The sequence below is a fragment of the Streptomyces sp. NBC_01275 genome (assembly GCF_026340655.1).
Classification (GTDB): domain Bacteria; phylum Actinomycetota; class Actinomycetes; order Streptomycetales; family Streptomycetaceae; genus Streptomyces.
Genome location: NZ_JAPEOZ010000001.1, coordinates 6,033,808 through 6,056,452 on the forward strand (window position 1 = coordinate 6,033,808; position 22,645 = coordinate 6,056,452).

Here is a 22,645-nt window from a genome sequence, read left to right on the forward strand (position 1 = left end):
GTCACCACGCGCCCTGACGGACGAGGTGGCGGCGGAGCTTTCCGGTCGGGGTGCGGGGCAGGGAGGGGACGAAGGCGACGCTCCGGGGAACCTTGAAGGCGGCCAGCCGCTCACGGGCCAGCCCGAGCAGGTCTTCCTGCAGCCCGTCCGCGGGTGTGGCGGCGGCTACGACGAAGGCGCGCAGCTTGCTGACCCCGCGCCCGTCGACGACCGCGGCGACCGCGATCTCCTTCACCGCGGGGTGGCCGCGCAGCACGGCCTCCACCTCCAGCGGGGAGACGGTGATGCCGCCGACCATCTCCATGTCGTCGGTGCGGCCCAGATGCCGGTACGCCCCGTCGCTCTCGCGCAGCGCCCGGTCGTGGGTGGCCAGCCAGCCGCCCACCAGGGCGCGGGCGGTCTCCTCGGGCCGGTTCAGATAGCCGGACGTCACCGTCGGCCCGCGTACCCACAGCTCGCCCTCCGTGCCGTCGGGCACCGGGCGTCCGGCCCGGTCGCGCAGCTCCACCTCGAAGCCGGGCACGGGCCGGCCGACCGTGCCCGGGTGGTCGTGGCCGACGCTGTTCGCGCAGAAGGCGTGCCCGGCCTCGGTGGAGCCGATCTGCTCCAGCACCGGCGCGCCCAGCAACTCCTGGACCTGACGCCCGAGTTCCGTCGGCAGACCCTCGCCGGCCGACACCGCGGCGCGCACCGAGGCGAAACAGGCCTCGTGCCCGCTGCCCCGGTCGGCGACCAGCGCCGCGTACGCCGAGGGCACCGAGTAGAGCAGCGTCACCCGGTGCCGGGCGACCAGCTCGTCGACGGCGGCCGGCGTCGGACGCCGGTCCACCAGCACGGCGGACGAACCGGAGAACAGCGGGAAGACGAAGGCGTTGCCGAAGCCGTAGGCGAAGTACAGCTTCGACACCGACAGGGTCACGTCGTCCGCGGTGATCCCGAGCAGCCGTCGGCCGATCAGATCGTGGTACGCCTTCGGGTCGCCGTGCGCGTGCACGACCCCCTTGGGGCGGCCCGTGGTTCCGGACGTGTACTGGACGTACAGGGGAGTGTGCGCGTCGACCTGCTGGGCGGCGGCCGGCTCGGCGGCCGCGGCGAGGGCGAGCAGCTGGTCGGCGCCGAGCTGCGCCCGCCCGGCGAACCGGTCCTCCAGCCCGGGCCCGGTCACACAGAGCACGGCCCCGCTGTCCTCGGCCATGAACGCGTGCTCCGCTGCGGGCAGTTCGGGGTTGACCAGCACGGCCACGGCCCCGAGCCGGGCGACGGCGAGGAACGCCGCCACCCACGCGATCCCGTCGGGCAGCGCCAGCAGCACCCGTTCGCCGGGACGCACGCCCTGACCGGCGAGCACGGCGGCCGCCCGCGCCGCGAGCGCGTGCACCGCGCCGTGGCTCCAGACCCGATGTCCCTGATGGAACGCGGGCCGGTCCGTCCATCCCCGCGCCTCGGCCAGCACGGCGAGACTCGCCGCGAGATTGCCGGGGGCGGGATACGGAACCGCCGCTGCGGGCAGGGCAGTGGTGACGGTCTGCGGCAGGACGGTCATCGTGCGGGCTCCTCTACGGCGGCCGATACGGCCTCGGTGTTCCCCCGTGTCAGGGCCGCGCGCCCCGCCCCGTCCGCCGTCGCCCCCGCTTCCCGCAGGGCCCGCATCTGGGCGGCGGTCTTCAGCAGCATCTCGTCGTACTCCGCGGCCGGATCGGAGTCGAGGACGATCGCCCCGCCGGCGCCCAGATGCATCACCCCGTCGGCGAGTACGGCGGTGCGTATGACGATCGCGAGATCCGCGCCGCCGCTGCACCCGAGGTAGCCGAGCGCGCCCGAGTACACGCCACGGGCCTCGGTCTCCAGCGAGTCGATGATCTCCAGGGTGCGCAGCTTCGGCGCGCCGGTCATCGACCCGCCGGGGAAGCAGGCGCGCACACAGTCCACCGCGTCCGTGTCCTCGCGCAGCCGCCCCTCGACCGTGGAGACCAGCTGGTGCACGGTCGCGTACGTCTCCGTGGCCATGAGCCGGGAGACGCGCACCGTCCCGGTCTGGCAGACGCGGCCCAGGTCGTTGCGGAGCAGGTCGACGATCATCAGGTTCTCGGCGCGCGTCTTGGCGTCCGCCGCCAGCGCGTCCCGCAGCAGCGCGTCCTCGTGCGGGGTGTCGCCGCGGGGGGCGGTGCCCTTGATGGGCTTGGCCTCGGCGACGCCGTCCCGGGTGATCCGCAGGAAGCGCTCGGGGGAGGAGCCGGCCACGTCCAGGTCCCCGAATCTCAGGAAGGCCGCGTACGGCGCCGGGTTGATGCGGCGCAGGGTCCGGTAGTAGCCGTACGGGTCGGACGGAGCGGGTAAACGGGCGGCGTCGGTCAGGCAGATCTCATAGCTGGCGCCCGCGCGCAGCTCCCGCTGGCAGGCCTCGATGTCGGCGAGATACGTCGTCCGGTCGCGCACCAGCCACGGCTCGGCGGCGTCGAGGTCGGGCTCGGCCTGGGCGGGCGCCGGGGGCTGGTCCAGGTCCGGGGCGACGAAGGTGAGCTGGGCCACCGCCTGCTCCAGCCAGTCGGCGGCCTCCCGGGCGGCCTGCGGGGTGTCCTCGGCCAGGCAGACCGCGTAGGTGAACCCCGCCTCGTGGTCCACCGCGATCAGCCGGTCGGCGAAGAGCCAGCAGGCGTCCGGCGTGGGGGAGCGATGGCGGTTGGGGGAGCCGCAGTCGGCCTTCGTCTCGTAGCCGAGATAGCCGACGTAGCCGCCGGTGAAGTCGAAGGGCAGCCCGGTGGCGTCCACCCGACGGGTGGTCAGCTGCCGTTGGAGATAGTCGAAGACGTCGGCCCGGACGGTGCGCGTGGGCCGTCCCGCCCGCTCGATCTCACAGCGCCCTGTGGTGACGTCGTAGCGGACGAACTCGGCGAGCGGGCCGCTGTCGTCGCCGAGGAACGAGAAGCGGGAGAGGCCCTGTTCGACCCGGGAGCTGTCCAGCCAGAAGGCCCGCGGGGAGGCGGCGTACATCCGGGTGAAGGCGGCCTCCGTGTCGACCGCGGTGGCGATGCGCCGGGTGTGCAGCCGGTGGGCCGGGCGGCCGGGACGCGCCGGGCGGCCGGGGTGGGCGGAGTGATCGGGGTGGCGGGGGCGCGGGACGGCCACCGCCGACGACGAGACCGCGGTGTTCTTCGAACGCGGCTTGTGGGCCAGGTCGGCCGTGAGGTTGCGGAAGTTCACGAGCATGCGGTGGCCGAAGTCGGTGAGGACGGACTCCGGGTGGAACTGCAGTCCCCACAGGGGCCGGGTGCGGTGCCGCAGCCCCATCAGGACGCCGTCCTCGGACCACGCGGTGGCCTCCAGCGTCTCGGGCAGCGGCTCGCGCACGGCCAGCGAGTGGTAGCGGACCGCGGTGAAGCCCTGCGGCAGCCCCTGGAACAGGTCCCGCTCGTCGTGCCGGACCGTGGACAGGTGCCCGTGGCGGGGCTCCGGGGCGGGGGTCACCTGGCCGCCCTCGCCGAGGGCCACGCCCTGGTGGCCCAGGCAGACGCCGAGCACGGGGATCGGGGACGTGGCGAGCACACGCGCGCTGATGCCGAAGTCACGGGCGTCGGCCGGATGCCCGGGGCCCGGCGACACCACCACGTTGTCGAACCGGGTGAGGTCCGGGATCGAGTCGGCCGGGGTGTCGTTGAGGATCACCGTCGGCTCCTCGCCGTTGACCTCGGCGATCAGCTGGAACAGGTTGTACGTGTACGAATCATAATTGTCGATGAGCAGCGTCTTCACCCGCCCACCTCCCTCTGGTCTTTCTCTGGCCCGCGCGGCTCGCGGGCCTAAGCGGTCCGCCGTTTGTGCCGTCCGCGAAGCGCCTGGAGCGGCGGATACAGCCATTTCTTGAAGAAACGCTGGAGTCGTGGCATGAGAATCCAGGTGACAAGCGCTGTCACACACAGACACAACAGCAGCGTACGGACGAACGGATTGATTCCGCCGAGATAGGGGAGCACGATCAGATTGAATAAGAGCACTGGTGGGAACACCGCGCTCATGTTCACGAACCAGAGCTTCCATTTCGACGGCGGAGCCGGCGGGGACGGTGCGGCGGGCCGGGCGGTCTGGGACTCGAACCAGGTCTTGGAGCCGCGCACGCTCGTGCGGCCGGTCGGCCGGGCGAACCCCGCGAGCCGTGCGTCCCAGCGCACCCAGTCGGGCGATTCCTCCCAGTCCCGGGCCATACCCTCGCTGGCGAAGCGATAGACCACATGCCACTCCGCCTCTCGGTCGACAAGAACGCCTCCGCCCAGGAAGCCCGGCTGCTGCGCACTCGCGCCCAGCATGGCCCACCCCCACGAGTGGAACTCGGACTCGTGGCCCGGCACCACGTGGTAGGCCATGGTGACGGTGACGGGATTACTGGTCACGGCATCGAGTACGGAATGAAGGGTCGCCGCGTTCACACAATCTTCAAAGTTTTCCGGCTGTCCGAAAAGTGTCTCTTCATTGCTTTTTCGGCTGTCTTGGCATCTTCTGCTGAGCGATACCGGCGGTAACTTTTCGGGGATTTTCGGAAGCGCTTGCGGGCGGGTCGGAGGGGAGTGCACGATCGGCCCCCGATAAACGATTCAAGTAGACAGAAGGAGATTTCATGTCCAGGTACGACTGGAATATGGGCCAGGATGACGGAATAGACCGGGCCCGTTCCGTGATCGAATCCGCGCGGAAAGAAGTGACCGCTCATCCGATGTACCAGCGGATAGACACCCGGGAACACATGGCGACGTTCATGGCGCACCACGTCTTCGCGGTGTGGGACTTCATGTCCCTGCTCAAGTCGCTCCAGCGGGACCTCACCTGCGTCGACGTCCCCTGGGTGCCGCGCGGCTCGGAGGTGAGCCGGCGCCTGATCAACGACATCGTGCTGGTCGAGGAGAGCGACGAGCTCAACGGCGGCTTCACCAGCCACTTCGAGCTGTACCGCGCGGGCATGGACGAGGCGGGGGCCGACACCACCCGGATCGACGCCTTCCTCGCGCTGATCGGCGAGGGCCACGACGTGCCGTCGTCCCTACGGGTCGCCCAGGTCCCGCTCCCGGCCGCCGAGTTCGTCCGCACGACCTTCGGCATCATCGCCGACCGCCCGCTGCACTGCCGGGCGGCCGCGTTCGCCTTCTCCCGGGAGGACCTCATCCCGGACATGTTCGACCAGGTGATCAAGAAGGAGGGCACGGACCGCTTCCCCCTCTTCTGCGACTACCTGGCCCGCCATATCGAGGTCGACGGCGAGGAGCACACCCCCATGGCCATGCAGATGGTCTCCGACCTCTGCGGCGCCGACGACACCCGCTGGCAGGAGGCCGTCGAAACGGCGACCCTGGCCCTGGAGGCCCGCTCCCGCCTGTGGGACGGCATCACCGAGGCGATGGCCTGACGGACGGCTCCTCGCCCGGCGCCTCCCCCGTCTCCCCGGTCTCCCCGGTCTCTCCCGTCGCCTCTGCCACCTCTGGCTCCTCTGGCTCCTCCGTCTCCCTGGTCGTCCCGGTCGACGTCCCCTCCGCCGGCGCCTCCCCGAACCGCGCCAGGGCCAGTGCGCCCACGACGGCCACAGCGAAGCCGAGCACCGCCAGCCAGCCCAGACCCTCTCGCGTACGGTCGCCCAGCCACACCACGCCCACGAGTGCCGGGCCGATGGTCTCGCCGATCACCATCCCGGCCGTGGCCGTGGTCACCGAGCCCTTCTGCAGGGCCGACGTCAGCAACAGGAACGCCGCCCCGCCGCCCAGCAGCAGGGCGTACGCCGCGGGGTTGGCGACCAGCTCCGACGGCTCGAGCGAGTCGATCAGCCGTACCGCCACCTCGACCACCCCGAACCCGAACCCCGCCCCCAGCCCGAGCGTCAACGCCCGAGCCCGCCCCGGCAGCCGCCCGCCGAGCAGCCCGAGCGCCAGCACGGCCGCCGCCGCAGCGAGCATGACCCACTTCAACGCGTCCGACCCGGCCCGCTCGCCCTCCGTCCCCGCCGCCAGCCCCAGCATCGCCAGCCCCGCGCACACCACCGCCACCGCAGCCCACTCGGTCCGGCTCAGCCGCACCCGCAGCAGCCGTGCCGCGACCACCGCCGTCACCGCGAGGCTCGACGCGAGGGCCGCGCCGACCGCGTAGATGGGGATCGAACGCAGTGCGGCGATCTGGAACAGGAACCCCAGCCCGTCCAGGGCCAGCCCCGCCAGATACCGCCACTGCCGCAGCGCCCGCAGCAGCAGCGCCGCCTCCGAGCCCCCTGCGCCCGAGCTGCCGCCTCCGCTCGCGCTGTCGTCTTCGTCGGCGGCCGCGCGCGCCGCCATCGCCTGCAACACCGTCGCCGTACCGAAGCAGACCGCGGCCGCGAGCGCGCACACCATTCCAAACAGCACAAACGGACTCTAGGCCAACCGGCGACGCGGGGGGCCCCTGCACGCCCGCTCTCACCGATCTCTAGGCTGACGGCCGGAAATCGCCCCACCGGGGCGACTACGACAGCGGCTGCACGACAACGCGTGCACGACAACGGGGAGACAGGACATGGCGGACGTACGCAGAAGGCTGCGCTCGGGCACGGTCGTGCTCGGCGGCATGGGGCTGCTCGCCGCGGCCCTCACCGCCTGCTCCTCCGACCCCGACAAGCGGTGCGTCGACCGCGACAGCTACACCCTCGCCAAGGGCTACAAGGTCGTCGCCGACAAGAACTGCAAGTCCACCAAGAGCACGGCGAACGGCGTCTGGTACTACGGCGGCAAGAAGAAGGGCTCCTACGTCACCGGCGGCTCCCTCACCAAGCCGAGCAAGGGGTCCAGCGGCTCGGGCGGCAGCAACAGCGGCGGCAGCGACGTCGACCGCGGCGGCTTCGGCAGCGGCAAGGGCAGCTCCGGCGGCTGAACAGGACGGCACCCCATGCGACGCCACACCATCGAACCCCGCCCCGGCTGGCAGCAGACCGTCGAGGAACAGGGCCTCGTCTACCCGCTCACCCGCCACCCCGACGGCTCCCTGCGCCCGTACTGGGACGAGAGCGCGTACTACGTCTTCACCCTCGACGAGGTCGAGGCGCTGGAGGAGACCGTCGAGGAACTGCACGCCATGTGCCTGGCGGCCGCCGAGCACATCGTCTCCGCCGACCGTCTCGCCGACCTGGGCATCACCGACCCGCGGCTCGCCGAGGCCGTCACCGAGTCCTGGCGCCGCCGCGCCGAACTCCCCTCCGTCTACGGCCGGTTCGACCTGCACTACGACGGCACGGGCCCGGCGAAGCTGCTGGAGTACAACGCCGACACCCCCACCTCCCTGGTGGAGGCGGCCTCCTGCCAGTGGTTCTGGATGGAGGAACGGTTCCCCGGCGCCGACCAGTGGAACTCCCTCCACGAACGCCTCGTCGCCGCCTGGAAGAGGCAGGCCGCCCTCCTCCCGCCCGGCAGCCCGCTCTACTTCGCCCACTCCACCGCCGACGAGCTCGGCGAGGACCTGATGACGGTCGCCTACCTCAAGGAGACCGCCGAACAGGCAGGCCTGGACACCGAGTTCATCCCCGTCGAGGACATCGGCTGGGACCGGCTCTCCGACCGCTTCGTCGACCAACGGCTCCGGTTCATCCGCAGCTGCTTCAAGCTGTACCCCTGGGAGTGGCTCACCTCCGACCGCTTCGCCGACCACGTCCTGGACACCCTCGACAACGGCGGCGGCACCGGCACGACCCTGTGGATCGAACCGGCCTGGAAGATGCTCCTCAGCAACAAGGCCCTCCTCGCGATCCTCTGGGAGCTCCACCCGGACCACCCCAACCTCCTCCCGGCCTTTCTCGACGGCCCCCGCGACCTCGCCGCCACCGCCGGCTACGTCGCCAAGCCGCTGCTGGGCCGCGAGGGCGCGGGCGTCACGATCCACGAGAAGGGCGCCGCACCCGTCGTACGGGACGAGCCCTGCTGCTACCAGGAGCTGGCCCCGCTGCCCGCCTTCGACGGCAACCACGTCGTCCTCGGCGCCTGGACGGTCGGCGACGAGTCGGCGGGCCTCGGCATCCGCGAGTCCTCGGGCCTGATCACGGACGAGTACGCCCGCTTCCTGCCCCACGTGATCCTGTAACGGCCTGTCGGCCCCCGTCCCGCCGTCGCTCGCATGGTGGACGGGGGACGGCCGCCCCACGACCCGGCCGGTAGGCTGACCGGCAGGGCCGTGACTGGCGCGCTGGGATGGGACGGACCATCGGGGAGCGGCCCTGCGTGACCGAGTGCCGTGCGCCTGGGCCAGACCGTGACCGTGACCGCTTTCACGCCACCCGGAGGCCGACGACATGTCCGAGCAGCAGCCCCTCTCCACCGAGTCCACCGCCTTCCGCGCCGCCCTCGACGTGATCCGCGCCGTCGAGCCGCGCGTCGCCGACGCCATCGGCCAGGAGGTCGCCGACCAGCGCGAGATGCTCAAGCTGATCGCCTCCGAGAACTACGCCTCCCCGGCCACGCTGCTCGCGATGGGCAACTGGTTCAGCGACAAGTACGCCGAGGGCACCATCGGCCGCCGCTTCTACGCCGGCTGTCGCAACGTCGACACGGTCGAGTCGCTGGCCGCCGAGCACGCCCGCGAGCTGTTCGGCGCCCGGCACGCCTACGTCCAGCCGCACTCCGGCATCGACGCCAACCTCGTCGCCTTCTGGTCGATCCTCGCCGACCGCGTGGAGGTCCCGGCCCTCGCCAAGGCGGGCGTCCGCCAGGTCAACGACCTCTCCGACGCCGACTGGGCCGAGCTGCGCCAGGCCTTCGGCAACCAGCGCATGCTCGGCATGTCCCTGGACGCCGGCGGCCACCTCACCCACGGCTTCCGCCCCAACATCTCCGGCAAGATGTTCGACCAGCGCTCCTACGGCACCGACTCCGCGACCGGCCTGATCGACTACGAGGCGCTGCGCACGTCGGCCCGCGACTTCAAGCCGCTGATCATCGTCGCCGGCTACTCCGCGTACCCCCGCCTGGTGAACTTCCGGATCATGCGCGAGATCGCCGACGAGGTCGGCGCCACCCTCATGGTCGACATGGCGCACTTCGCGGGCCTGGTCGCCGGCAAGGTCCTGACCGGCGACTTCGACCCGGTCCCGCACGCCCAGATCGTCACCACCACCACCCACAAGTCCCTGCGCGGCCCGCGCGGCGGCATGGTCCTGTGCGACGACTCCCTCAAGGACCAGGTCGACCGCGGCTGCCCGATGGTCCTCGGCGGCCCCCTCCCGCACGTGATGGCGGCCAAGGCGGTGGCCCTGGCGGAGGCCCGGCAGCCCTCCTTCCAGGACTACGCCCAGCGCATCGTCGACAACTCCCGCGCCCTCGCCGACGGCCTGATGCGGCGCGGCGCGACCCTGGTCACCGGCGGCACGGACAACCACCTGAACCTGATCGACGTGGCGTCCTCCTACGGCCTCACCGGCCGCCAGGCCGAGGCCGCCCTGCTCGACTCCGGCATCGTCACCAACCGCAACGCCATCCCCGCCGACCCGAACGGCGCCTGGTACACGTCCGGCATCCGCATCGGCACCCCGGCGCTGACGACGCGGGGTCTCGGCACGGCGGAGATGGACGAGGTGGCGGCCCTGATCGACCGAGTCCTCACCACGGCCGAGCCGGGCGTCACGAAGTCGGGCGCCCCGTCCAAGGCCTCCCACATCCTGGACGAGAAGGTCTCCGACGAGATCGCGACAAGGGCGACGGACCTGGTGGCGGGCTTCCCGCTGTACCCGGAGATCGACCTCGGCTGAGCCGACCCCCAGGGGGCGTGGGGACCCGTTCCAGGCGGTCCCCACGCTCTGAGACAATGGTGAGCATGGCCTCAGACCGACCCCGCGTGCTCTCCGGAATCCAGCCCACCGCAGGCTCGTTCCACCTCGGCAACTACCTCGGCGCCGTCCGCCAGTGGGTAGCCCTCCAGGAGTCGCACGACGCCTTCTACATGGTCGTCGACCTGCACGCGATCACGGTCCCGCAGGACCCGAAGGACCTGAGCGCCAACACGCGGCTGGCCGCGGCGCAGCTGCTGGCGGCCGGACTCGACCCGGACCGCTGCACGCTCTTCGTCCAGAGCCACGTCCCCGAGCACGCCCAGCTCGCCTGGGTCATGAACTGCCTCACCGGCTTCGGCGAAGCCAGCCGCATGACCCAGTTCAAGGACAAGTCCGCCAAGCAGGGCGCGGACCGCGCGAGCGTCGGCCTGTTCACGTACCCGATCCTCCAGGTCGCGGACATCCTGCTCTACCAGGCCAACGAGGTCCCCGTCGGCGAGGACCAGCGTCAGCACATCGAGCTGACCCGCGACCTCGCCGAGCGCTTCAACGGCCGCTTCGGCCAGACCTTCGAGGTCCCCAAGCCGTACATCCTCAAGGAGACGGCGAAGATCTACGACCTTCAGGACCCGTCGATCAAGATGAGCAAGTCGGCGTCCACGCCGAAGGGCCTCGTCAACCTGCTCGACGAGCCGAAGACCACGGCCAAGAAGGTCAAGAGCGCGGTCACCGACACCGACACGGTCGTCCGGTACGACGCGGTGGAGAAGCCGGGCGTGAGCAACCTGCTCACCATCTACTCGACGCTGACCGGCACGAGCATCCCGGAGCTGGAGCAGCGCTACGAGGGCAAGCTCTACGGCGCGCTCAAGACGGACCTCGCCGATGTCGTCGTCGACTTCGTGACGCCGTTCCGGGACCGCACCCAGCAGTACCTGGACGACCCCGAGACGCTCGACTCGATCCTGGCGAAGGGCGCGGAGAAGGCCCGGGCGGTCGCCGCGGAGACCCTCTCGCAGGCCTACCAGAGGGTCGGCTTCCTGCCCGCGAAGCACTGAGCGGCGCACGGGCGAAGCACTGAGCAGCGCTCGGAAGCACCGAGGGCGCATCGCACACACGTTCCTCTGGGCAGAGCGCTGCACATCACTTCCCCTGCGCCTGCCCAGAGCACAGCCATGGCCGTACAGTCGATAGCCGCACGACTGAGCACGAACCCGGCACGACGGCATGACGACCCGAAGAAGACAGGAGAAAGACGTGGGGACCGTAACGATCGGCGTGTCGATCGCGGTCCCGGAGCCTCACGGCAGCCTGCTCCAGGAGCGCCGCGAGGGCTTCGGCGACGCCGCGGCTCACGGCATCCCCACGCATGTCACCCTGCTGCCGCCGACCGAGGTCCCCGCCGGTGAGCTGCCGGCCGTCGAGGCGCATCTCGTCGAGGTCGCCGCGGCGGGCCGCCCGTTCCCGATGCGGCTGTCCGGCACGGGCACCTTCCGGCCGCTGTCGCCGGTCGTGTTCGTGCAGGTCGTCGAGGGCGCCGAGGCCTGCTCCCGGCTACAGCAGCAGGTCCGCGACGCCTCCGGTCCCCTCGCGCGCGAGCTGCAGTTCCCCTACCACCCGCACGTCACCGTCGCGCACGGCATCGACGAGGCGGCCATGGACCGGGCCTACGAGGAGCTCGCCGACTACGAGGCCCAGTGGCCCTGCACCGGCTTCGCCCTCTACGAGCAGGGCCCCGACGGCGTATGGCGCAAGCTGTACGAGTACGCCTTCGGCAGCGCGGTGGTCCCCCCGCAGGCCACCCACGCGGACCACGGCACCCTGCCCACCCGCTAGGACCTGCCGGGCCGTCAGATCGGCAGCCTCCGGAACAGCCCCCGAGGCGCGTGCCGCAGCGCCGACATCACCACCCGAAGCACCCCCGGCACCCACACCGTCTCCGCGCGTCGCCGCAGCCCCAGCTCGACCGCCGTCGCGACCGCCTCCGGCGTGGTCGCCAGCGGCGCCTCCGCCAGCCCGGCGGTCATCTTCGTCCGGACGAACCCGGGGCGTACGACCATGACGTGGACGCCCGTCCCGTGCAGCGCGTCGCCCAGGCCCTGGGCGAAGGCGTCCAGGCCGGCCTTGCTCGAGCCGTAGATGAAGTTCGAGCGCCGGGCGCGCTCCCCGGCGACGGAGGACAGGACGACCAGGGAACCGTGGCCCTGGGTCTGCAGGGCGCGGGCGCTGACCAGGCCCGCCGACACCGCCCCCGTGTAGTTGGTCTGCGCGACGCGCACCGCGGCCGCAGGCTCGCGCTCGTCGTGCGCCTGGTCGCCCAGGACGCCGAAGGCGAGCAGTACCAGGTCGACGTCCCCCTCGGCGAACACCTTGCCGAGGACGGTCTCGTGGGAATCGGGGTCGAGCGCGTCGAAGGCGACCGTGCGGACGTCGGCCCCGAGGGCGCGCAGTCCGTCGGCTGCCTGCTCCAGGGCGGGCGAGGGGCGGCCGGCGAGCCACACCGTGCGGGTGCGGCGGGCGATCAGGCGGCGGGCGGTGGCCAGCGCGATCTCGGACGTGCCGCCGAGGACGAGAAGGGACTGGGGGAGGCCGAAGGCGTCCTTCACGACAGCTCCTGTGGGGGGTGGGGAGTGGGGGCGTGGGAGAAGTGGGGGGGGGGAGAGCGAGGGGAGAGCGGGGAGGTGAGGGGCGAGCGGGCTCAGAGGGAGAGGCGGCGGGCGAGGTCGGAGACGAACACGCCGTCGGGGTCGAGATCCGCGCGCAGGGCGCGGAATTCGTCCAGGCGCGGATACATCGCGGCGAGCAGCTCCGGCCGCAGCCGGGAGTCCTTGGCGAGGTAGACGCGCCCGCCGGCCGTGGCCACCTCCTCGTCCAGCTCGTCGAGGAGGGCGGCGAGGCCGGGCAGCCCGGCCGGGATGTCCAGGGCGAGGGTCCAGCCGGGGCGGGGGAAGGAGAGCCAGCCGGGGTCGGCGTCCCCGAAGCGCTTGAGGACGGCGAGGAAGGACGGACAGCGGTGCGCGGAGATACGGCCCACGATCCGGCGCAGCGCGTCCTCCTGGCCGTGTCCGACGACGAACTGGTACTGCACGAAGCCGGCCCGGCCGTAGACGCGGTTCCAGTGGGGGACGCCGTCGAGAGGGTGGAAGAAGGCGGACAGCTTCTGGAGTTGGCCGCTGCGCGCGCGGGGGGCCTTGCGGAACCAGAGTTCGTTGAACAGCCCGACGGTCGTGCGGGTGAGCAGGCCCTCCGGGAGGACGGCGGGGGCGGCCGGCAACTGCGCGGGGCGGAAGGCGAGCGGGGCCCTGCGCGCGCGGGCGGGCAGGGCGTCCAGGGGCGCATGGTCGCCCCGGGTGAGCACCGCGCGCCCGGTGGCCCGCCCGCGCGCGAGGAGGTCGATCCAGGCGACCGAGTAGCGGTAGCGGTGGTCGGCGCCGGTCAGCCGGGCCATCAGGTCGTCGAGGTCGGCGGCCCGCTCGGTGTCGACCGACATGAGGGAGGTCTCGACCGGCTGGAGCCGGACCGTGGCCGTGAGGATCACCCCGGTCAGGCCCATGCCGCCGGCGGTCGCGTCGAAGAGGGGGGCGCCCTGGTCCACCGTGCGGATCGTGCCGTCGGCGGTGAGCAGCTCGAAGGACAGCACATGGCGGGCGAAGGAGCCCGAGACGTGGTGGTTCTTGCCGTGGATGTCGGCGCCGATCGCGCCGCCCACGGTCACATAGCGGGTGCCCGGCGTCACGGGCACGAACCAGCCGAGCGGCAGCAGGGCCTCCATCAGCCGGTGCAGGGAGACGCCCGCGTCGCACAGGACGGTCCCGCCGGCCACGTCGACGGCGTGGATCCGGTCCAGGCCGGTCATGTCGAGCACGGCCCCGCCCGCGTTCTGCGCGGCGTCGCCGTACGCCCGCCCCAGGCCCCTGGGGATGCTCCCGCGCGCCCCGCAGTCCCGGACGGCGGCCACGGCCTCCTCGTACGTCCGCGGGCGGATCAACCGGGCGGCGGAGGGAGCGGTACGGCCCCATCCCGTGACGGAGACGGTCTCTGGAGCGGTCTCGGCAGGCATGTGAGCGACCGTATCGCCCCTATATGGGGGAGAGGTCTTGAAACCTCACCCACTCCCCGAAATGGGTGATTAATGGGATGTCGCTCAATATTGCCGGAGTTATGACGATGTCGGCGTGAACAGTGAGTCCACATGGACGACAGGGAGACCGACAGGGAGACCGGCATGGGGACCGGAGGCGTGCGGGCCGGAGACGTGGGGGCCGGAGGCGTGGGGACCGGCATCGATCACCGCATCCTCTCGGCGCTCCGCGCCCGTGGGGCGGACCCGCGGGTGGCGGGGGCCGCGCGCGCCTTGTCCTGGGCGGGCGAGCACGGCGCGCTGTGGCTCGCGGCGGGCCTGGCGGGCGCCGCCGTGGACCGACCCCGGCACCGGGCCTGGCTGCGCGCGACCGCGCTCACCGCGGGCGCGCACCTCGCCAGCATGGGCGTGAAACGCATCGTGCGCCGTCCTCGCCCGGCCCATGTGGAACCGCTGGTGCGCACCGCCGGGCGGCACTCCTTCCCCAGCTCGCACGCGACCTCCGCCGCCGCCGCGGCCGTCGCCTACGGCACGTTGGGCGCGTACGCCGTGCCCCCGCTCGCCGTCGCGATGTGCCTCTCGCGGCTGGTCGTCGGCGTCCACTACCCCTCCGACGTGGCGGCCGGCGCGGTCCTGGGGGCGCTCACGGCGCGCATGGGGGCGCGCTGGATGCAAGACGGCGCACACGGCGTGCATAGCGTGCACAGCGGGCGAGGGGGCGCACATGACTGAGGCGGTTCTCCACAAGCAGCGCACCCCCGCCCAGCACCCCGAGCCCACCGGCCCCCGCCCCGCAATCCGCACCCGCACCCTTCTCGGAGGACTCCTCCGCACCGCCCGCCCCAAGCAGTGGGTCAAGAACACCCTGGTCATCGCGGCCCCCGCCGCCGCCGGCCGGCTCTTCTCGCTGCACGCCCTCACCCAACTCGCCCTCGTCTTCGCCCTGTTCACCGCCTGCGCCGCCGCCGTCTACCTGATCAACGACGCCCGTGACGCCGACGCCGACCGCGCCCACCCCACCAAGCGCCGCCGCCCGGTCGCCGCCGGACAGGTCCCCGTGCCCGTCGCCTACGCCGTCGGAGGCGCCCTCGGCGTCCTCGCCCCGGTCGCCGCGGCCTGGCTGACCACCCCGGTCGTCGCGGGGCTCCTGACCGCCTACCTCGGCATGCAGCTGGCGTACTGCGTCAGCCTCAAGCACGTCCTCGTCATCGACCTGGTCGTCGTCACGACCGGCTTCCTGATGCGGGCGATGATCGGCGGGCTCGCGCTCGGCATCCCGCTGTCGCGCTGGTTTCTGATCACCACCGGGTTCGGGGCGCTGTTCATGGTCGCGGCCAAGCGCTACTCCGAGGCCGTCCAGATGGACGGAAAGGCGGGCGCCACCCGCGCGCTGCTCACCGAGTACACCACCGGCTACCTGCGCTTCGTCTGGCAGTTGGCGGCCGGGGTCGCCGTCCTCGGGTACTGCCTGTGGGCCCTGGAGGAGGGCGGCGTCCCGCACACCAGCGTGCTGCCCTGGCGTCAGCTCTCGATGGTCGCCTTCATCCTGGCGGTCCTGCGCTACGCCGTCTTCGCCGACCGCGGCACCGCCGGTGAACCCGAGGAGGTCGTCCTCGGCGACCGCGCCCTCGCCCTGATCGGCCTGGCCTGGCTCGCCATGTACGGGCTGGCAGTGGCCAATTGGTGAGGTCGGTGCGGTCAGTGAGGTCGGTAAGGTCAGTGAGGTCGGTGTTGTCGGCGATGTCGGCGAAATGGACGGCCGCCCCGGCCAGACGCGAGCTGTGCGCCTTCGCCGCCGTCGGCCTCCTCGCCTACGCCGCCGACCTCGCCCTGTTCACCTGTCTCCGCGGCCCCGGCGGCCTCGACCCGCTCACCGCCAAGGTGCTGTCCTTCCTCGTCGGCTGCACGGTCGCCTACGCGGGCAACGCGCGCGGCACCTACCGGCACACGCGCCCGCGCGGGCCGCGCCCGTACGCCGTGTTCTTCGCGGTGAACGTGGCCGGCGCGCTCGTCCAGCTCCTCTGCCTCGCCGTCAGCCACTACGGCCTCGGGCTCACCTCGCAGCGCGCGGACACCGTCTCCGGCGCGGGAATCGGCATGGCGCTCGCCACTGTTCTGCGCTTCTGGGGTACCCGGACCCTGGTCTTCGGCGTCATTCGCCGCGAGGAGGGCAGAGTCGGATCATGGACTGGCTGAAAAAGCTTCCCGGCGTCGGGCCGTTGGTCATGCGCCTGACCGCCACGCACGCGTGGCGGTCGTACGAACGCCTCGACCGGGTGAAGTGGACCCGGCTGGCCGCCGCGATGACGTTCGTCAGCTTCATCGCGCTGTTCCCGCTGCTGACCGTGGCCGCCGCCATCGCCGCCGCCACGCTCAGCACGTCCCGGCAGCAGGAGCTCCAGGACAAGCTCGCCGACCAGGTCCCCGGCATCTCCGACCAGCTCGACATCAACAACCTGGTGCAGAACGCGGGCGCCATCGGCCTGATCGCCGGCGCCGTCCTGCTGCTCACCGGCATCGGCTGGGTCGGCCAGATGCGCGACTGTCTGCGCGCGGTGTGGGAGCTGCCCGACCCCGAGGAGAACCCCGTCCTGCGCAAGGCCAAGGACACGGGCGTCCTGATCGGTCTGGGCGGCGCGGTGCTGCTGACCCTCGCCATCTCCACCGTCGCCTCGGCCCTGGTCGGCTGGATCACCGACGAGCTGGGCATCGACCGGGCGGGCTGGGGCGGCATCCTGCTGCGCGTCGCCGCGTTCACCGTCGCCGTCCTCGCCGACTTCCTGCTCCTGCTGTACGTCCTCACCCTGCTGCCCGGCGTCGAGCCGCCCCGCCGCCGCCTGATCGTCGCCGCGCTGATCGGCGCGGTCGGCTTCGAGCTGCTGAAGCTGCTGCTCAGCGGCTATATGCAGGGCGTGGCCGCCAAGAGCATGTACGGCGCGTTCGGCGTGCCCATCGCCCTGCTGCTGTGGATCAACTTCACCGCGAAGCTGCTCCTGTACTGCGCCGCCTGGACGGCCACGGACAGCGTCCCGGACAACCCCCTCGACATCGACGTCAGCGACGACGTCGTACCAGGTCCGGCAGCGGCCAACGGCGGTTGACCAGGTACGCGCCGCCCGCGAGCAGCACCAGCACCCCGCCGGTGATCGCCAGCGCGGTCCACATCCCGCGCGTGCCGTTCTCGGCGACGGCGCTCACCGCCGCCTGCGGCGAGGCGTCCCCGGCGCCGCCCGCCTGCCCGGCCTTCCCGGAGGCGGACGCGGACGGGTTCGCCCCGGGCTGGGCACTGGCCTGCGCGCTGCCCTTCGGCGCGACCAGCTCGCCCACCGGCGTCACCTTGCCGGCCGCCTTGAAACCCCAGTCGAACAGGGCGGCGGTCTCCTTGTAGACCTCGTTGTGGTCGCTCTTCTCCGGGTTCATGACCGTCACCAGCAGCACCCGCCCGCCCCGCTCGGCGACGCCGGTGAAGGTGGCGCCCGCGTTGGTGGTGTTGCCGTTCTTGACGCCCGCGATGCCCGGGTACTGGGAGATGTCGTAGTCGCCGCTCAGCAGCCGGTTGGTGTTCTGGATCTCGAAGGTCTCGCGGACCTTCTTGCCCTTCTTGTTCTTCTTCGTCTCGCCCGGGAACTTGGCCGTCACGGTCGAGCAGTACTCCCGGAAGTCGGCCTTCTGCAGCCCGGACCTGGCGAAGAGCGTGAGGTCGTACGCCGAGGACACCTGGCCTGGGGCGTCGTAGCCGTCGGGGGAGACCACGTGCGTGTCGAGGGCCTGGAGGTCGTCGGCGTGCTCGTTCATCTCCTTGACGGTGTCGGCGACGCCGCCGTTCATCGCCGACAGCACGTGCACGGCGTCGTTGCCGGAGCGCAGGAAGACGCCGAGCCACAGGTCGTGGACCGAGTACGTCTCGCCCTCCTTTATCCCGACCAGGCTGGAGCCGGACCCCATGCCCTCCAGGTCCTTCGGGTCGACCTTGTGCGTGGTGGTTTTGGGGAACTTCGGCAGCACGGTGTCGGCGAACAGCATCTTCATCGTGCTCGCCGGGGGCAGCCGCCAGTGCGCGTTGTGCGAGGCCAGCACGTCCCCCGACTCGGCGTCGGCGACGATCCACGACCGCGAGGTGAGGTCCTTCGGCAGCACCGGCGCGTCGCCCGCGAGCGCGACCTGCGTCCCGGCCTGCCCTAGGCGCGTACCGCCCACGGACGACGTGTTCGCCGGCGGAGTGGCCGTCGCACTGCCCGACGCACTGCTCGAGGCGCTGCCCGACGGGCTGCTCGACGGGCTGGCCGAAGGGCTTTTCGACGCCGAGGGGGTCGGGCTCGGGGCCGCCAGGGACATGGGCGCGGTCAGCGCGAGGGACGCGAGGGTCGCGGAGGTGACCAGCAGGGATCGCGTGAGCGGTCGCCTGACGGTCTGCTTCATGGGTGCGGGCACGACGGAGAACGTACATGGCCCGCACAGCGAAGTCCCAGCGCCCGCCGCACCCCGGTCATGGAACCGGACACCCGCCGGAGATACTGGGCGTATGAAGCTCAGCCGTCGGCTCTCCTGGTTCCTGCTCGTCTTCGGGGTGTGGAGCTGGGTCATCTGGGTCACTTTCGTCAAGAATCTCGTCAAGGACGGCAGCGGTCTCGCGTTCGACGACGGTCACCCGACGGCCTACTTCTGGGTGCACCTGACGCTCGCGGTCGTCTCCTTCGTATGGGGGACGGTCATCGGGGGCATCGGGTTGCGCGGTCTGCGCGCACTGCGTCGGACGGCGTGACGATGACGGTCTTGATCGCGATTCTCGTCGGGCTCCTCGCCCTGACCGTGCTGGTCACGGCCAACTGGTATCTGTGGCGTCGGCTGTTCCGCGACACCACCCGCGCCCCGGGCCGGGCCCGCCGCGGCGGCGCCGTGCTGATCGCGGGCGGCTGGGCCCTGGCGATCGGCGCCCTGGTCGCCGAACGCACGGGCGCCCCCTTCTGGCTCCAGCGCACCCTGGCCTGGCCGGGCTTCCTGTGGCTGGCGCTGTCCGTCTACCTGCTCCTCGCGGTCCTCGCCGGCGAGGTCGTACGACCGCTGCTGCGGCGCTTCCTGGACCGCCGGACCCCGGCCGCCGCACCGGCCCCGCACCCGCAGCCGAACCCGCAGCCGAACCCGCAGCCGGTACCGACGCCCGCCTCCCGCCAGGAGCCCGCGTCCGCCCCCGATCCTGGCCCCGCCCCCGATCCTGGCCCCGCCCCCGATCCTGGCTCCGCCTCCGCCCCCGAGCCCGCGGGCGCGTCGCTCGCCGCCCCCTCCCGCCGCCTCTTCGTCTCCCGGGTCGTCGGCGGTGCGGCGGCCGCGGCGGCCGTCGGAACGGTCGGCTACGGCACGTACGGCGTCCTGAGCGGCCCGCGGGTCAAGCGGGTGACCGTCCCGCTGGCCAAGCTCCCGCGGGCGGCCCACGGCTACCGGATCGCGGTCGTCAGCGACATCCACCTGGGCCCGGTCCTGGGGCGGGGCTTCGCCCAGAAGGTCGTCGACACGATCAACGCGACCCAGCCCGACCTCGTGGCGGTCGTGGGCGATCTGGTGGACGGCAGCGTGAAGGACCTCGGTCCGGCGGCGGCCCCGCTGGCGCAGCTGAAGGCTCCCGCCTACTTCGTCACCGGCAACCACGAGTACTTCTCCGGGGCCGAGCAGTGGGTCGAGGAGGTACGGCGGCTCGGGCTCCTCCCGCTGGAGAACGCCCGCACCGAACTGCCCTGGTTCGACCTGGCGGGCGTCAACGACATCGCCGGCGAGAGCGAGGGCCAGGGCCCCGACTTCGGCCGGGCCCTCGGCGACCGGGACACCACGCGCGCGTGCGTCCTCCTCGCCCACCAGCCCGTCCAGATCCACGACGCGGTGGACCACGGCGTCGACCTCCAGCTCTCCGGCCACACCCACGGCGGCCAGCTCTGGCCCGGCAACCTCCTCGCCGCGGCGGCCAATCCGACCGTCGCCGGCCTGGAGCGCTACGGCGACACCCAGCTGTACGTCTCCCGGGGCGCCGGCGCCTGGGGCCCGCCCACGCGCGTGGGCGCCCCGTCCGACATCACGGTCGTCGAACTGGCCTCGACGCAGGCCTGACGCTCTGTCACGCTCCTCGTATGACGACAGCCTCGCGGGGAGCGGTGCGACCGGCGCGACCGGTGCGATGGACGCGGCCGGCGCGCCCGGTGCGCAGACCCCTGCTCTTCGCCGGCTTCGAGACCCTGCTCACCGGCGCCTGCCTCCTGGTCTGGTACGCCCTGGCGGGCCTGGTGCGCCTGGCGTCCGAGCCCTCCGTCGCCGGGCGCATTCTGGTGCTCGTGTACGCGATCGGCCTCTCGCTGCCCCTGACCTGGGCCCTGCGCGCGCTGCCCCTGCCCGCGCTGCGACGCGCCGTCGACCGGGCCGTTCTGGCACGGGCGGGGGCATCCGTCGTGGTCACGGCGGGGCTCGCGATCGTTCTGCTGACGCTCTGACAGGAGCCGTGAAGAACCGGGAGGGAACCCGGTGAGGAACCCGGGAAAGAACCTGAGAACGAGCTGTGAAACCCGTCCGAAACACCCGTCGGTAAGATCTTTCTCATCTCACCAGAATCCTCTTCCGCCACCTGAAACCCGTGTGGTTAGGTAGCCGCGCCACCACAGGGGAGTGGCTTTTTTGCGTGCTGGGCCCGTTCGCGGCCCGGGGAGGGCAGGGCATCACCATGCGCTCGGTTCGCATGCGGATCCTCATGACGCTGCTGGTTCTCGCGGTCGTCGGAGTGGGCGGCTGGCAGTTGCTGCCGTCGGACGACAGCAGCGGCGCGACCATCACGGTCGGCACGACGGACACCGTCACCTCGCTCGACCCGGCGGGCGCCTACGACGCCGGTTCCTGGGCTTTGTTCAGCAACGTCTTCCAGTCGCTGCTGACGTACGAGCCCGGCGGCGTCTCGCCCGTGCCGGACGCGGCCAAGAGCTGCGACTTCGACGGCGGCGGGCTGACCACGTACAAGTGCGAGCTGCGCGACGACCTCGCCTTCCCCAGCGGGCGCAAGGTCACGGCCGAGGACGTGAAGTACTCCTTCGACCGGGTCAAGAAGATCAACTCCGATGTCGGTCCGTCCTCCCTGTTCTCCACCCTGAAGTCGGTGGACGCCAAGGGCGCGACCGTCACCTTCCACCTGTCCTCGCGGGACGCCACCTTCCCGTTCAAGGTGGCCACCGGAGCCGGCTCGATCGTCGACCGCACCCGCTACCCGGCGGACGCCCTGCGCACCGGCAACGGCGTCGACGGCACCGGCCCCTACGAGCTGACCGGGTACACGAAGGGCAAGAAGGTCGAGCTCACGCCCAGCTCGCGCTACAAGGGCGCGGTGGACACCGGCAAGCCGATCGAGCTGCGCTACTACGCCGACCCCGACGCCCTGGAGAAGGCCTGGAAGGCCAAGGCCGTCGACGCCGCCGCGCGCCAGCTGCCGCCCGCGGCCCTCGCCGCCCTGAACGCCAGCGACCCCGACCAGCGCGTCACCGAGGCCGACAGCTCCGAGACCCGCAACCTGTACTTCGACACCCGCGACGGCTCGCCGCTGCACAGCACCGACGTCCGCAAGGCCATGGCCTGGCTGATCGACCGCGAGCAGCTCGCCGCGACCGTGTACGACGGCACCGTCGAACCGCTGTACTCGCTCATCCCGGCCGGCCTCACCGGCCACACCACCTCGTTCTTCGACAACTACCCGGACCAGAACTCCCAGAAGGCGCGCCAACTCCTGGAACAGGCCGGCGTCAGCATCCCGGTGCGCTTCACCTACGGCTACGGCCTGGGCAGCGGCGCCGCCGCGGCGGAGGCCAAGGAGATCAAGCGGCAGCTGGAGGCCAGCGGCCTGTTCAAGGTGACGGTCAAGGGCTACGAGTGGACCGACTTCCAGAAGCGGTGGGCGAACGGCAAGCTCGACGCGTACGCCGTCGGCTGGGTCGCCGACTACCCCGACCCGGACACCTTCGCGGGCCCGCTCGTCGGCACCGGCTCCACCATGAACACCGGCTACAGCAGCAAGACCGTCGACAAGTACATCGCCGACAGCCAGCAGTTCGCCGACCGCAGCCGGGTCTCCGACGCCTTCCGCGCCATCCAGCAGGTCATCGCCCAGGACGTGCCGGTCATCCCGCTGTGGCAGCGCAAGGAGTACATCGTCACCAGCGCGGACGTCGGCGGCGGCCAGTACCTGGCGGACGGCAACGGCGTGTTCCGGCTGTGGAAGCTCGACTGGATCTGATCCCTTCCCGGCTCCTGGAGTTCCTCAGGTTCCCCCGCCCGGGCATGCGCCCCCGCGCCACCGGGCAGTCACCCGACGTAGGCCCATGTGACGGAGGTGTGCACGGGATGAGGAGCAGACGTGTCGAGACGCGACTCCTTCCGGCTGCCCCGGCATCCGGCGTCCGTCGCCCTGGCCCGGCGCCGGGTGCGGGACCACCTCACCGACTGGGGGCACGGCCCCGAGGACCCGGCGCTGACCGACACGCTCCTGATCGTCTCCGAGCTGTCCACCAACGTCGTACGCCACGGCCCGCCGGGTGAGTTCGAGGTCGCCGTCACCGCCCTGGCCGACGGCTCCTGCCTGATAGAGGTCTCCGACGAGGGCCACCGCGCGCCCTGCCCGCGCCCGGTCTCCGACACCGAGGAACACGGCCGCGGCCTCCACCTCGTCGAACACCTCGCCGCCGCCTGGGGCACCTGGAGCAGAGGCCGCCACGGCAAGACCGTCTGGGCCCTGATCACGACCCCCGTCTCGCTCTAGCAAGCCACCGGGCCGGCCGCAGGACGCCGGG

The 22,645-nt window shown here is 71.9% G+C and carries 22 protein-coding genes and 1 riboswitch; of the genes, 15 read left to right on the forward strand and 7 right to left on the reverse strand.

Annotated features, from left to right (window positions below):
• Position 1: 1 nt before the first annotated feature.
• From OG562_RS26750 to OG562_RS26760, 3 genes are read right to left on the reverse strand one after another with little or no spacing between them, the layout of a single operon-like run.
• Entirely contained in the window at positions 2 to 1,543 is a 1,542-nt protein-coding gene (locus OG562_RS26750; protein ID WP_266402091.1) for a benzoate-CoA ligase family protein, read from the reverse strand.
• The gene (gene pabB, locus OG562_RS26755; RefSeq protein ID WP_266402094.1) at positions 1,540 to 3,750 is read right to left on the reverse strand and encodes an aminodeoxychorismate synthase component I; all 2,211 of its coding nucleotides are present in this window, start codon (positions 3,748 to 3,750) and stop codon (positions 1,540 to 1,542) included. The genes OG562_RS26750 and pabB overlap by 4 nt, the downstream gene beginning before the upstream one ends.
• A 47-nt stretch (positions 3,751 to 3,797) precedes the next feature.
• Positions 3,798 to 4,421, reverse strand: coding sequence for an antibiotic biosynthesis monooxygenase (locus OG562_RS26760; RefSeq protein ID WP_266402096.1), 624 nt, complete (start codon positions 4,419 to 4,421; stop codon positions 3,798 to 3,800).
• A 284-nt stretch (positions 4,422 to 4,705) separates the two neighbouring features.
• Between OG562_RS26760 and OG562_RS26765 the strand changes: the two genes are divergently transcribed.
• On the forward strand, positions 4,706 to 5,392 hold the full coding sequence (locus tag OG562_RS26765; protein WP_266402098.1) for a DUF3050 domain-containing protein: 687 nt from the start codon (positions 4,706 to 4,708) through the stop codon (positions 5,390 to 5,392).
• Here the strand turns inward: OG562_RS26765 and OG562_RS26770 are convergent.
• Complete coding sequence (locus OG562_RS26770) at positions 5,373 to 6,362, reverse strand: hypothetical protein (protein WP_266409538.1); 990 nt, start codon at positions 6,360 to 6,362, stop codon at positions 5,373 to 5,375. The genes OG562_RS26765 and OG562_RS26770 overlap by 20 nt on opposite strands.
• A gap of 160 nt (positions 6,363 to 6,522) precedes the next feature.
• Between OG562_RS26770 and OG562_RS26775 the strand changes: the two genes are divergently transcribed.
• From OG562_RS26775 to OG562_RS26795, 5 genes are all read left to right on the forward strand, one after another.
• Positions 6,523 to 6,876 (forward strand): hypothetical protein, encoded by a 354-nt coding sequence (locus tag OG562_RS26775; protein ID WP_266402100.1) that lies wholly within the window; start codon positions 6,523 to 6,525, stop codon positions 6,874 to 6,876.
• Positions 6,877 to 6,891: 15 nt separating this feature from the next.
• Entirely contained in the window at positions 6,892 to 8,076 is a 1,185-nt protein-coding gene (locus OG562_RS26780) for a glutathionylspermidine synthase family protein (protein WP_266402102.1), read from the forward strand.
• Positions 8,077 to 8,156: 80 nt separating this feature from the next.
• Positions 8,157 to 8,245, forward strand: a riboswitch (ZMP/ZTP riboswitch).
• Between the two features lie 39 nt (positions 8,246 to 8,284).
• Positions 8,285 to 9,736, forward strand: coding sequence for a glycine hydroxymethyltransferase (locus tag OG562_RS26785; RefSeq protein WP_266402104.1), 1,452 nt, complete (start codon positions 8,285 to 8,287; stop codon positions 9,734 to 9,736).
• 65 nt (positions 9,737 to 9,801) lie between these two features.
• Positions 9,802 to 10,815: a tryptophan--tRNA ligase gene (gene trpS / locus OG562_RS26790; protein WP_266402107.1), complete on the forward strand. Its 1,014-nt coding sequence runs from the start codon at positions 9,802 to 9,804 to the stop codon at positions 10,813 to 10,815.
• A 199-nt stretch (positions 10,816 to 11,014) separates the two neighbouring features.
• Positions 11,015 to 11,593: a 2'-5' RNA ligase family protein gene (locus OG562_RS26795; RefSeq protein ID WP_266402110.1), complete on the forward strand. Its 579-nt coding sequence runs from the start codon at positions 11,015 to 11,017 to the stop codon at positions 11,591 to 11,593.
• A gap of 14 nt (positions 11,594 to 11,607) precedes the next feature.
• Here the strand turns inward: OG562_RS26795 and OG562_RS26800 are convergent, their stop codons facing one another.
• Together OG562_RS26800 and OG562_RS26805 are read right to left on the reverse strand one after the other, a co-directional pair.
• The gene (locus OG562_RS26800) at positions 11,608 to 12,363 is read right to left on the reverse strand and encodes a decaprenylphospho-beta-D-erythro-pentofuranosid-2-ulose 2-reductase (RefSeq protein ID WP_266402114.1); all 756 of its coding nucleotides are present in this window, start codon (positions 12,361 to 12,363) and stop codon (positions 11,608 to 11,610) included.
• Between the two features lie 92 nt (positions 12,364 to 12,455).
• Entirely contained in the window at positions 12,456 to 13,817 is a 1,362-nt protein-coding gene (locus OG562_RS26805; RefSeq protein WP_266402117.1) for an FAD-binding protein, read from the reverse strand.
• 165 nt (positions 13,818 to 13,982) lie between these two features.
• Between OG562_RS26805 and OG562_RS26810 the strand changes: the two genes are divergently transcribed.
• Genes OG562_RS26810 through OG562_RS26825 form a run of 4 tightly spaced genes read left to right on the forward strand, consistent with a single transcriptional unit; the run spans position 13,983 to position 16,939 of the window.
• Entirely contained in the window at positions 13,983 to 14,570 is a 588-nt protein-coding gene (locus OG562_RS26810; RefSeq protein ID WP_266409540.1) for a phosphatase PAP2 family protein, read from the forward strand.
• Positions 14,563 to 15,525, forward strand: a complete 963-nt coding sequence (locus OG562_RS26815) for a decaprenyl-phosphate phosphoribosyltransferase (RefSeq protein ID WP_266402118.1) — start codon at positions 14,563 to 14,565, stop codon at positions 15,523 to 15,525. Before OG562_RS26810 ends, OG562_RS26815 begins: the two co-directional genes overlap by 8 nt.
• A 53-nt stretch (positions 15,526 to 15,578) precedes the next feature.
• The gene (locus OG562_RS26820; RefSeq protein WP_266402121.1) at positions 15,579 to 16,034 is read left to right on the forward strand and encodes a GtrA family protein; all 456 of its coding nucleotides are present in this window, start codon (positions 15,579 to 15,581) and stop codon (positions 16,032 to 16,034) included.
• Positions 16,022 to 16,939 carry a YihY/virulence factor BrkB family protein gene (locus OG562_RS26825; RefSeq protein WP_266402124.1) on the forward strand — a complete coding sequence of 306 codons (918 nt, stop codon included), beginning with the start codon at positions 16,022 to 16,024 and terminating at the stop codon, positions 16,937 to 16,939. Before OG562_RS26820 ends, OG562_RS26825 begins: the two co-directional genes overlap by 13 nt.
• Here OG562_RS26825 and OG562_RS26830 read toward each other — a convergent pair.
• Entirely contained in the window at positions 16,893 to 18,269 is a 1,377-nt protein-coding gene (locus tag OG562_RS26830) for a D-alanyl-D-alanine carboxypeptidase (RefSeq protein ID WP_323187559.1), read from the reverse strand. The two genes, OG562_RS26825 and OG562_RS26830, sit on opposite strands and share 47 nt — an antisense overlap.
• Positions 18,270 to 18,360: 91 nt before the next feature.
• Between OG562_RS26830 and OG562_RS26835 the strand changes: the two genes are divergently transcribed.
• From OG562_RS26835 to OG562_RS26855, 5 genes are all read left to right on the forward strand, one after another.
• Complete coding sequence (locus OG562_RS26835) at positions 18,361 to 18,600, forward strand: SCO4848 family membrane protein (RefSeq protein WP_266402130.1); 240 nt, start codon at positions 18,361 to 18,363, stop codon at positions 18,598 to 18,600.
• A gap of 2 nt (positions 18,601 to 18,602) precedes the next feature.
• Positions 18,603 to 19,934, forward strand: coding sequence for a metallophosphoesterase (locus OG562_RS26840; RefSeq protein ID WP_266402133.1), 1,332 nt, complete (start codon positions 18,603 to 18,605; stop codon positions 19,932 to 19,934).
• Positions 19,935 to 19,954: 20 nt separating this feature from the next.
• Positions 19,955 to 20,311, forward strand: a complete 357-nt coding sequence (locus OG562_RS26845) for a hypothetical protein (RefSeq protein ID WP_266402134.1) — start codon at positions 19,955 to 19,957, stop codon at positions 20,309 to 20,311.
• A gap of 227 nt (positions 20,312 to 20,538) precedes the next feature.
• Entirely contained in the window at positions 20,539 to 22,092 is a 1,554-nt protein-coding gene (locus OG562_RS26850) for an ABC transporter substrate-binding protein (RefSeq protein WP_266402135.1), read from the forward strand.
• A gap of 120 nt (positions 22,093 to 22,212) precedes the next feature.
• Entirely contained in the window at positions 22,213 to 22,614 is a 402-nt protein-coding gene (locus OG562_RS26855; RefSeq protein WP_266402137.1) for an ATP-binding protein, read from the forward strand.
• Positions 22,615 to 22,645: the final 31 nt, after the last annotated feature.

Excerpts from the sequence above, each read along its gene's own strand:
- OG562_RS26750 (WP_266402091.1), bottom strand. The coding sequence starts at position 1,543 with ATGACCGTCCTGCCGCAGACCGTCACCACTGCCCTGCCCGCAGCGGCG.
- OG562_RS26765 (WP_266402098.1), top strand. The coding sequence starts at position 4,706 with ATGTACCAGCGGATAGACACCCGGGAACACATGGCGACGTTCATGGCG.
- OG562_RS26770 (WP_266409538.1), bottom strand. The coding sequence starts at position 6,362 with ATGGTGTGCGCGCTCGCGGCCGCGGTCTGCTTCGGTACGGCGACGGTG.
- OG562_RS26775 (WP_266402100.1), top strand. The coding sequence starts at position 6,523 with ATGGCGGACGTACGCAGAAGGCTGCGCTCGGGCACGGTCGTGCTCGGC.
- OG562_RS26780 (WP_266402102.1), top strand. The coding sequence starts at position 6,892 with ATGCGACGCCACACCATCGAACCCCGCCCCGGCTGGCAGCAGACCGTC.
- OG562_RS26785 (WP_266402104.1), top strand. The coding sequence starts at position 8,285 with ATGTCCGAGCAGCAGCCCCTCTCCACCGAGTCCACCGCCTTCCGCGCC.
- trpS (WP_266402107.1), top strand. The coding sequence starts at position 9,802 with ATGGCCTCAGACCGACCCCGCGTGCTCTCCGGAATCCAGCCCACCGCA.
- OG562_RS26805 (WP_266402117.1), bottom strand. The coding sequence starts at position 13,817 with ATGCCTGCCGAGACCGCTCCAGAGACCGTCTCCGTCACGGGATGGGGC.
- OG562_RS26810 (WP_266409540.1), top strand. The coding sequence starts at position 13,983 with ATGGGGACCGGAGGCGTGCGGGCCGGAGACGTGGGGGCCGGAGGCGTG.
- OG562_RS26815 (WP_266402118.1), top strand. The coding sequence starts at position 14,563 with ATGACTGAGGCGGTTCTCCACAAGCAGCGCACCCCCGCCCAGCACCCC.
- OG562_RS26820 (WP_266402121.1), top strand. The coding sequence starts at position 15,579 with ATGTCGGCGAAATGGACGGCCGCCCCGGCCAGACGCGAGCTGTGCGCC.
- OG562_RS26825 (WP_266402124.1), top strand. The coding sequence starts at position 16,022 with ATGGACTGGCTGAAAAAGCTTCCCGGCGTCGGGCCGTTGGTCATGCGC.
- OG562_RS26835 (WP_266402130.1), top strand. The coding sequence starts at position 18,361 with ATGAAGCTCAGCCGTCGGCTCTCCTGGTTCCTGCTCGTCTTCGGGGTG.
- OG562_RS26840 (WP_266402133.1), top strand. The coding sequence starts at position 18,603 with ATGACGGTCTTGATCGCGATTCTCGTCGGGCTCCTCGCCCTGACCGTG.
- OG562_RS26845 (WP_266402134.1), top strand. The coding sequence starts at position 19,955 with ATGACGACAGCCTCGCGGGGAGCGGTGCGACCGGCGCGACCGGTGCGA.
- OG562_RS26850 (WP_266402135.1), top strand. The coding sequence starts at position 20,539 with ATGCGCTCGGTTCGCATGCGGATCCTCATGACGCTGCTGGTTCTCGCG.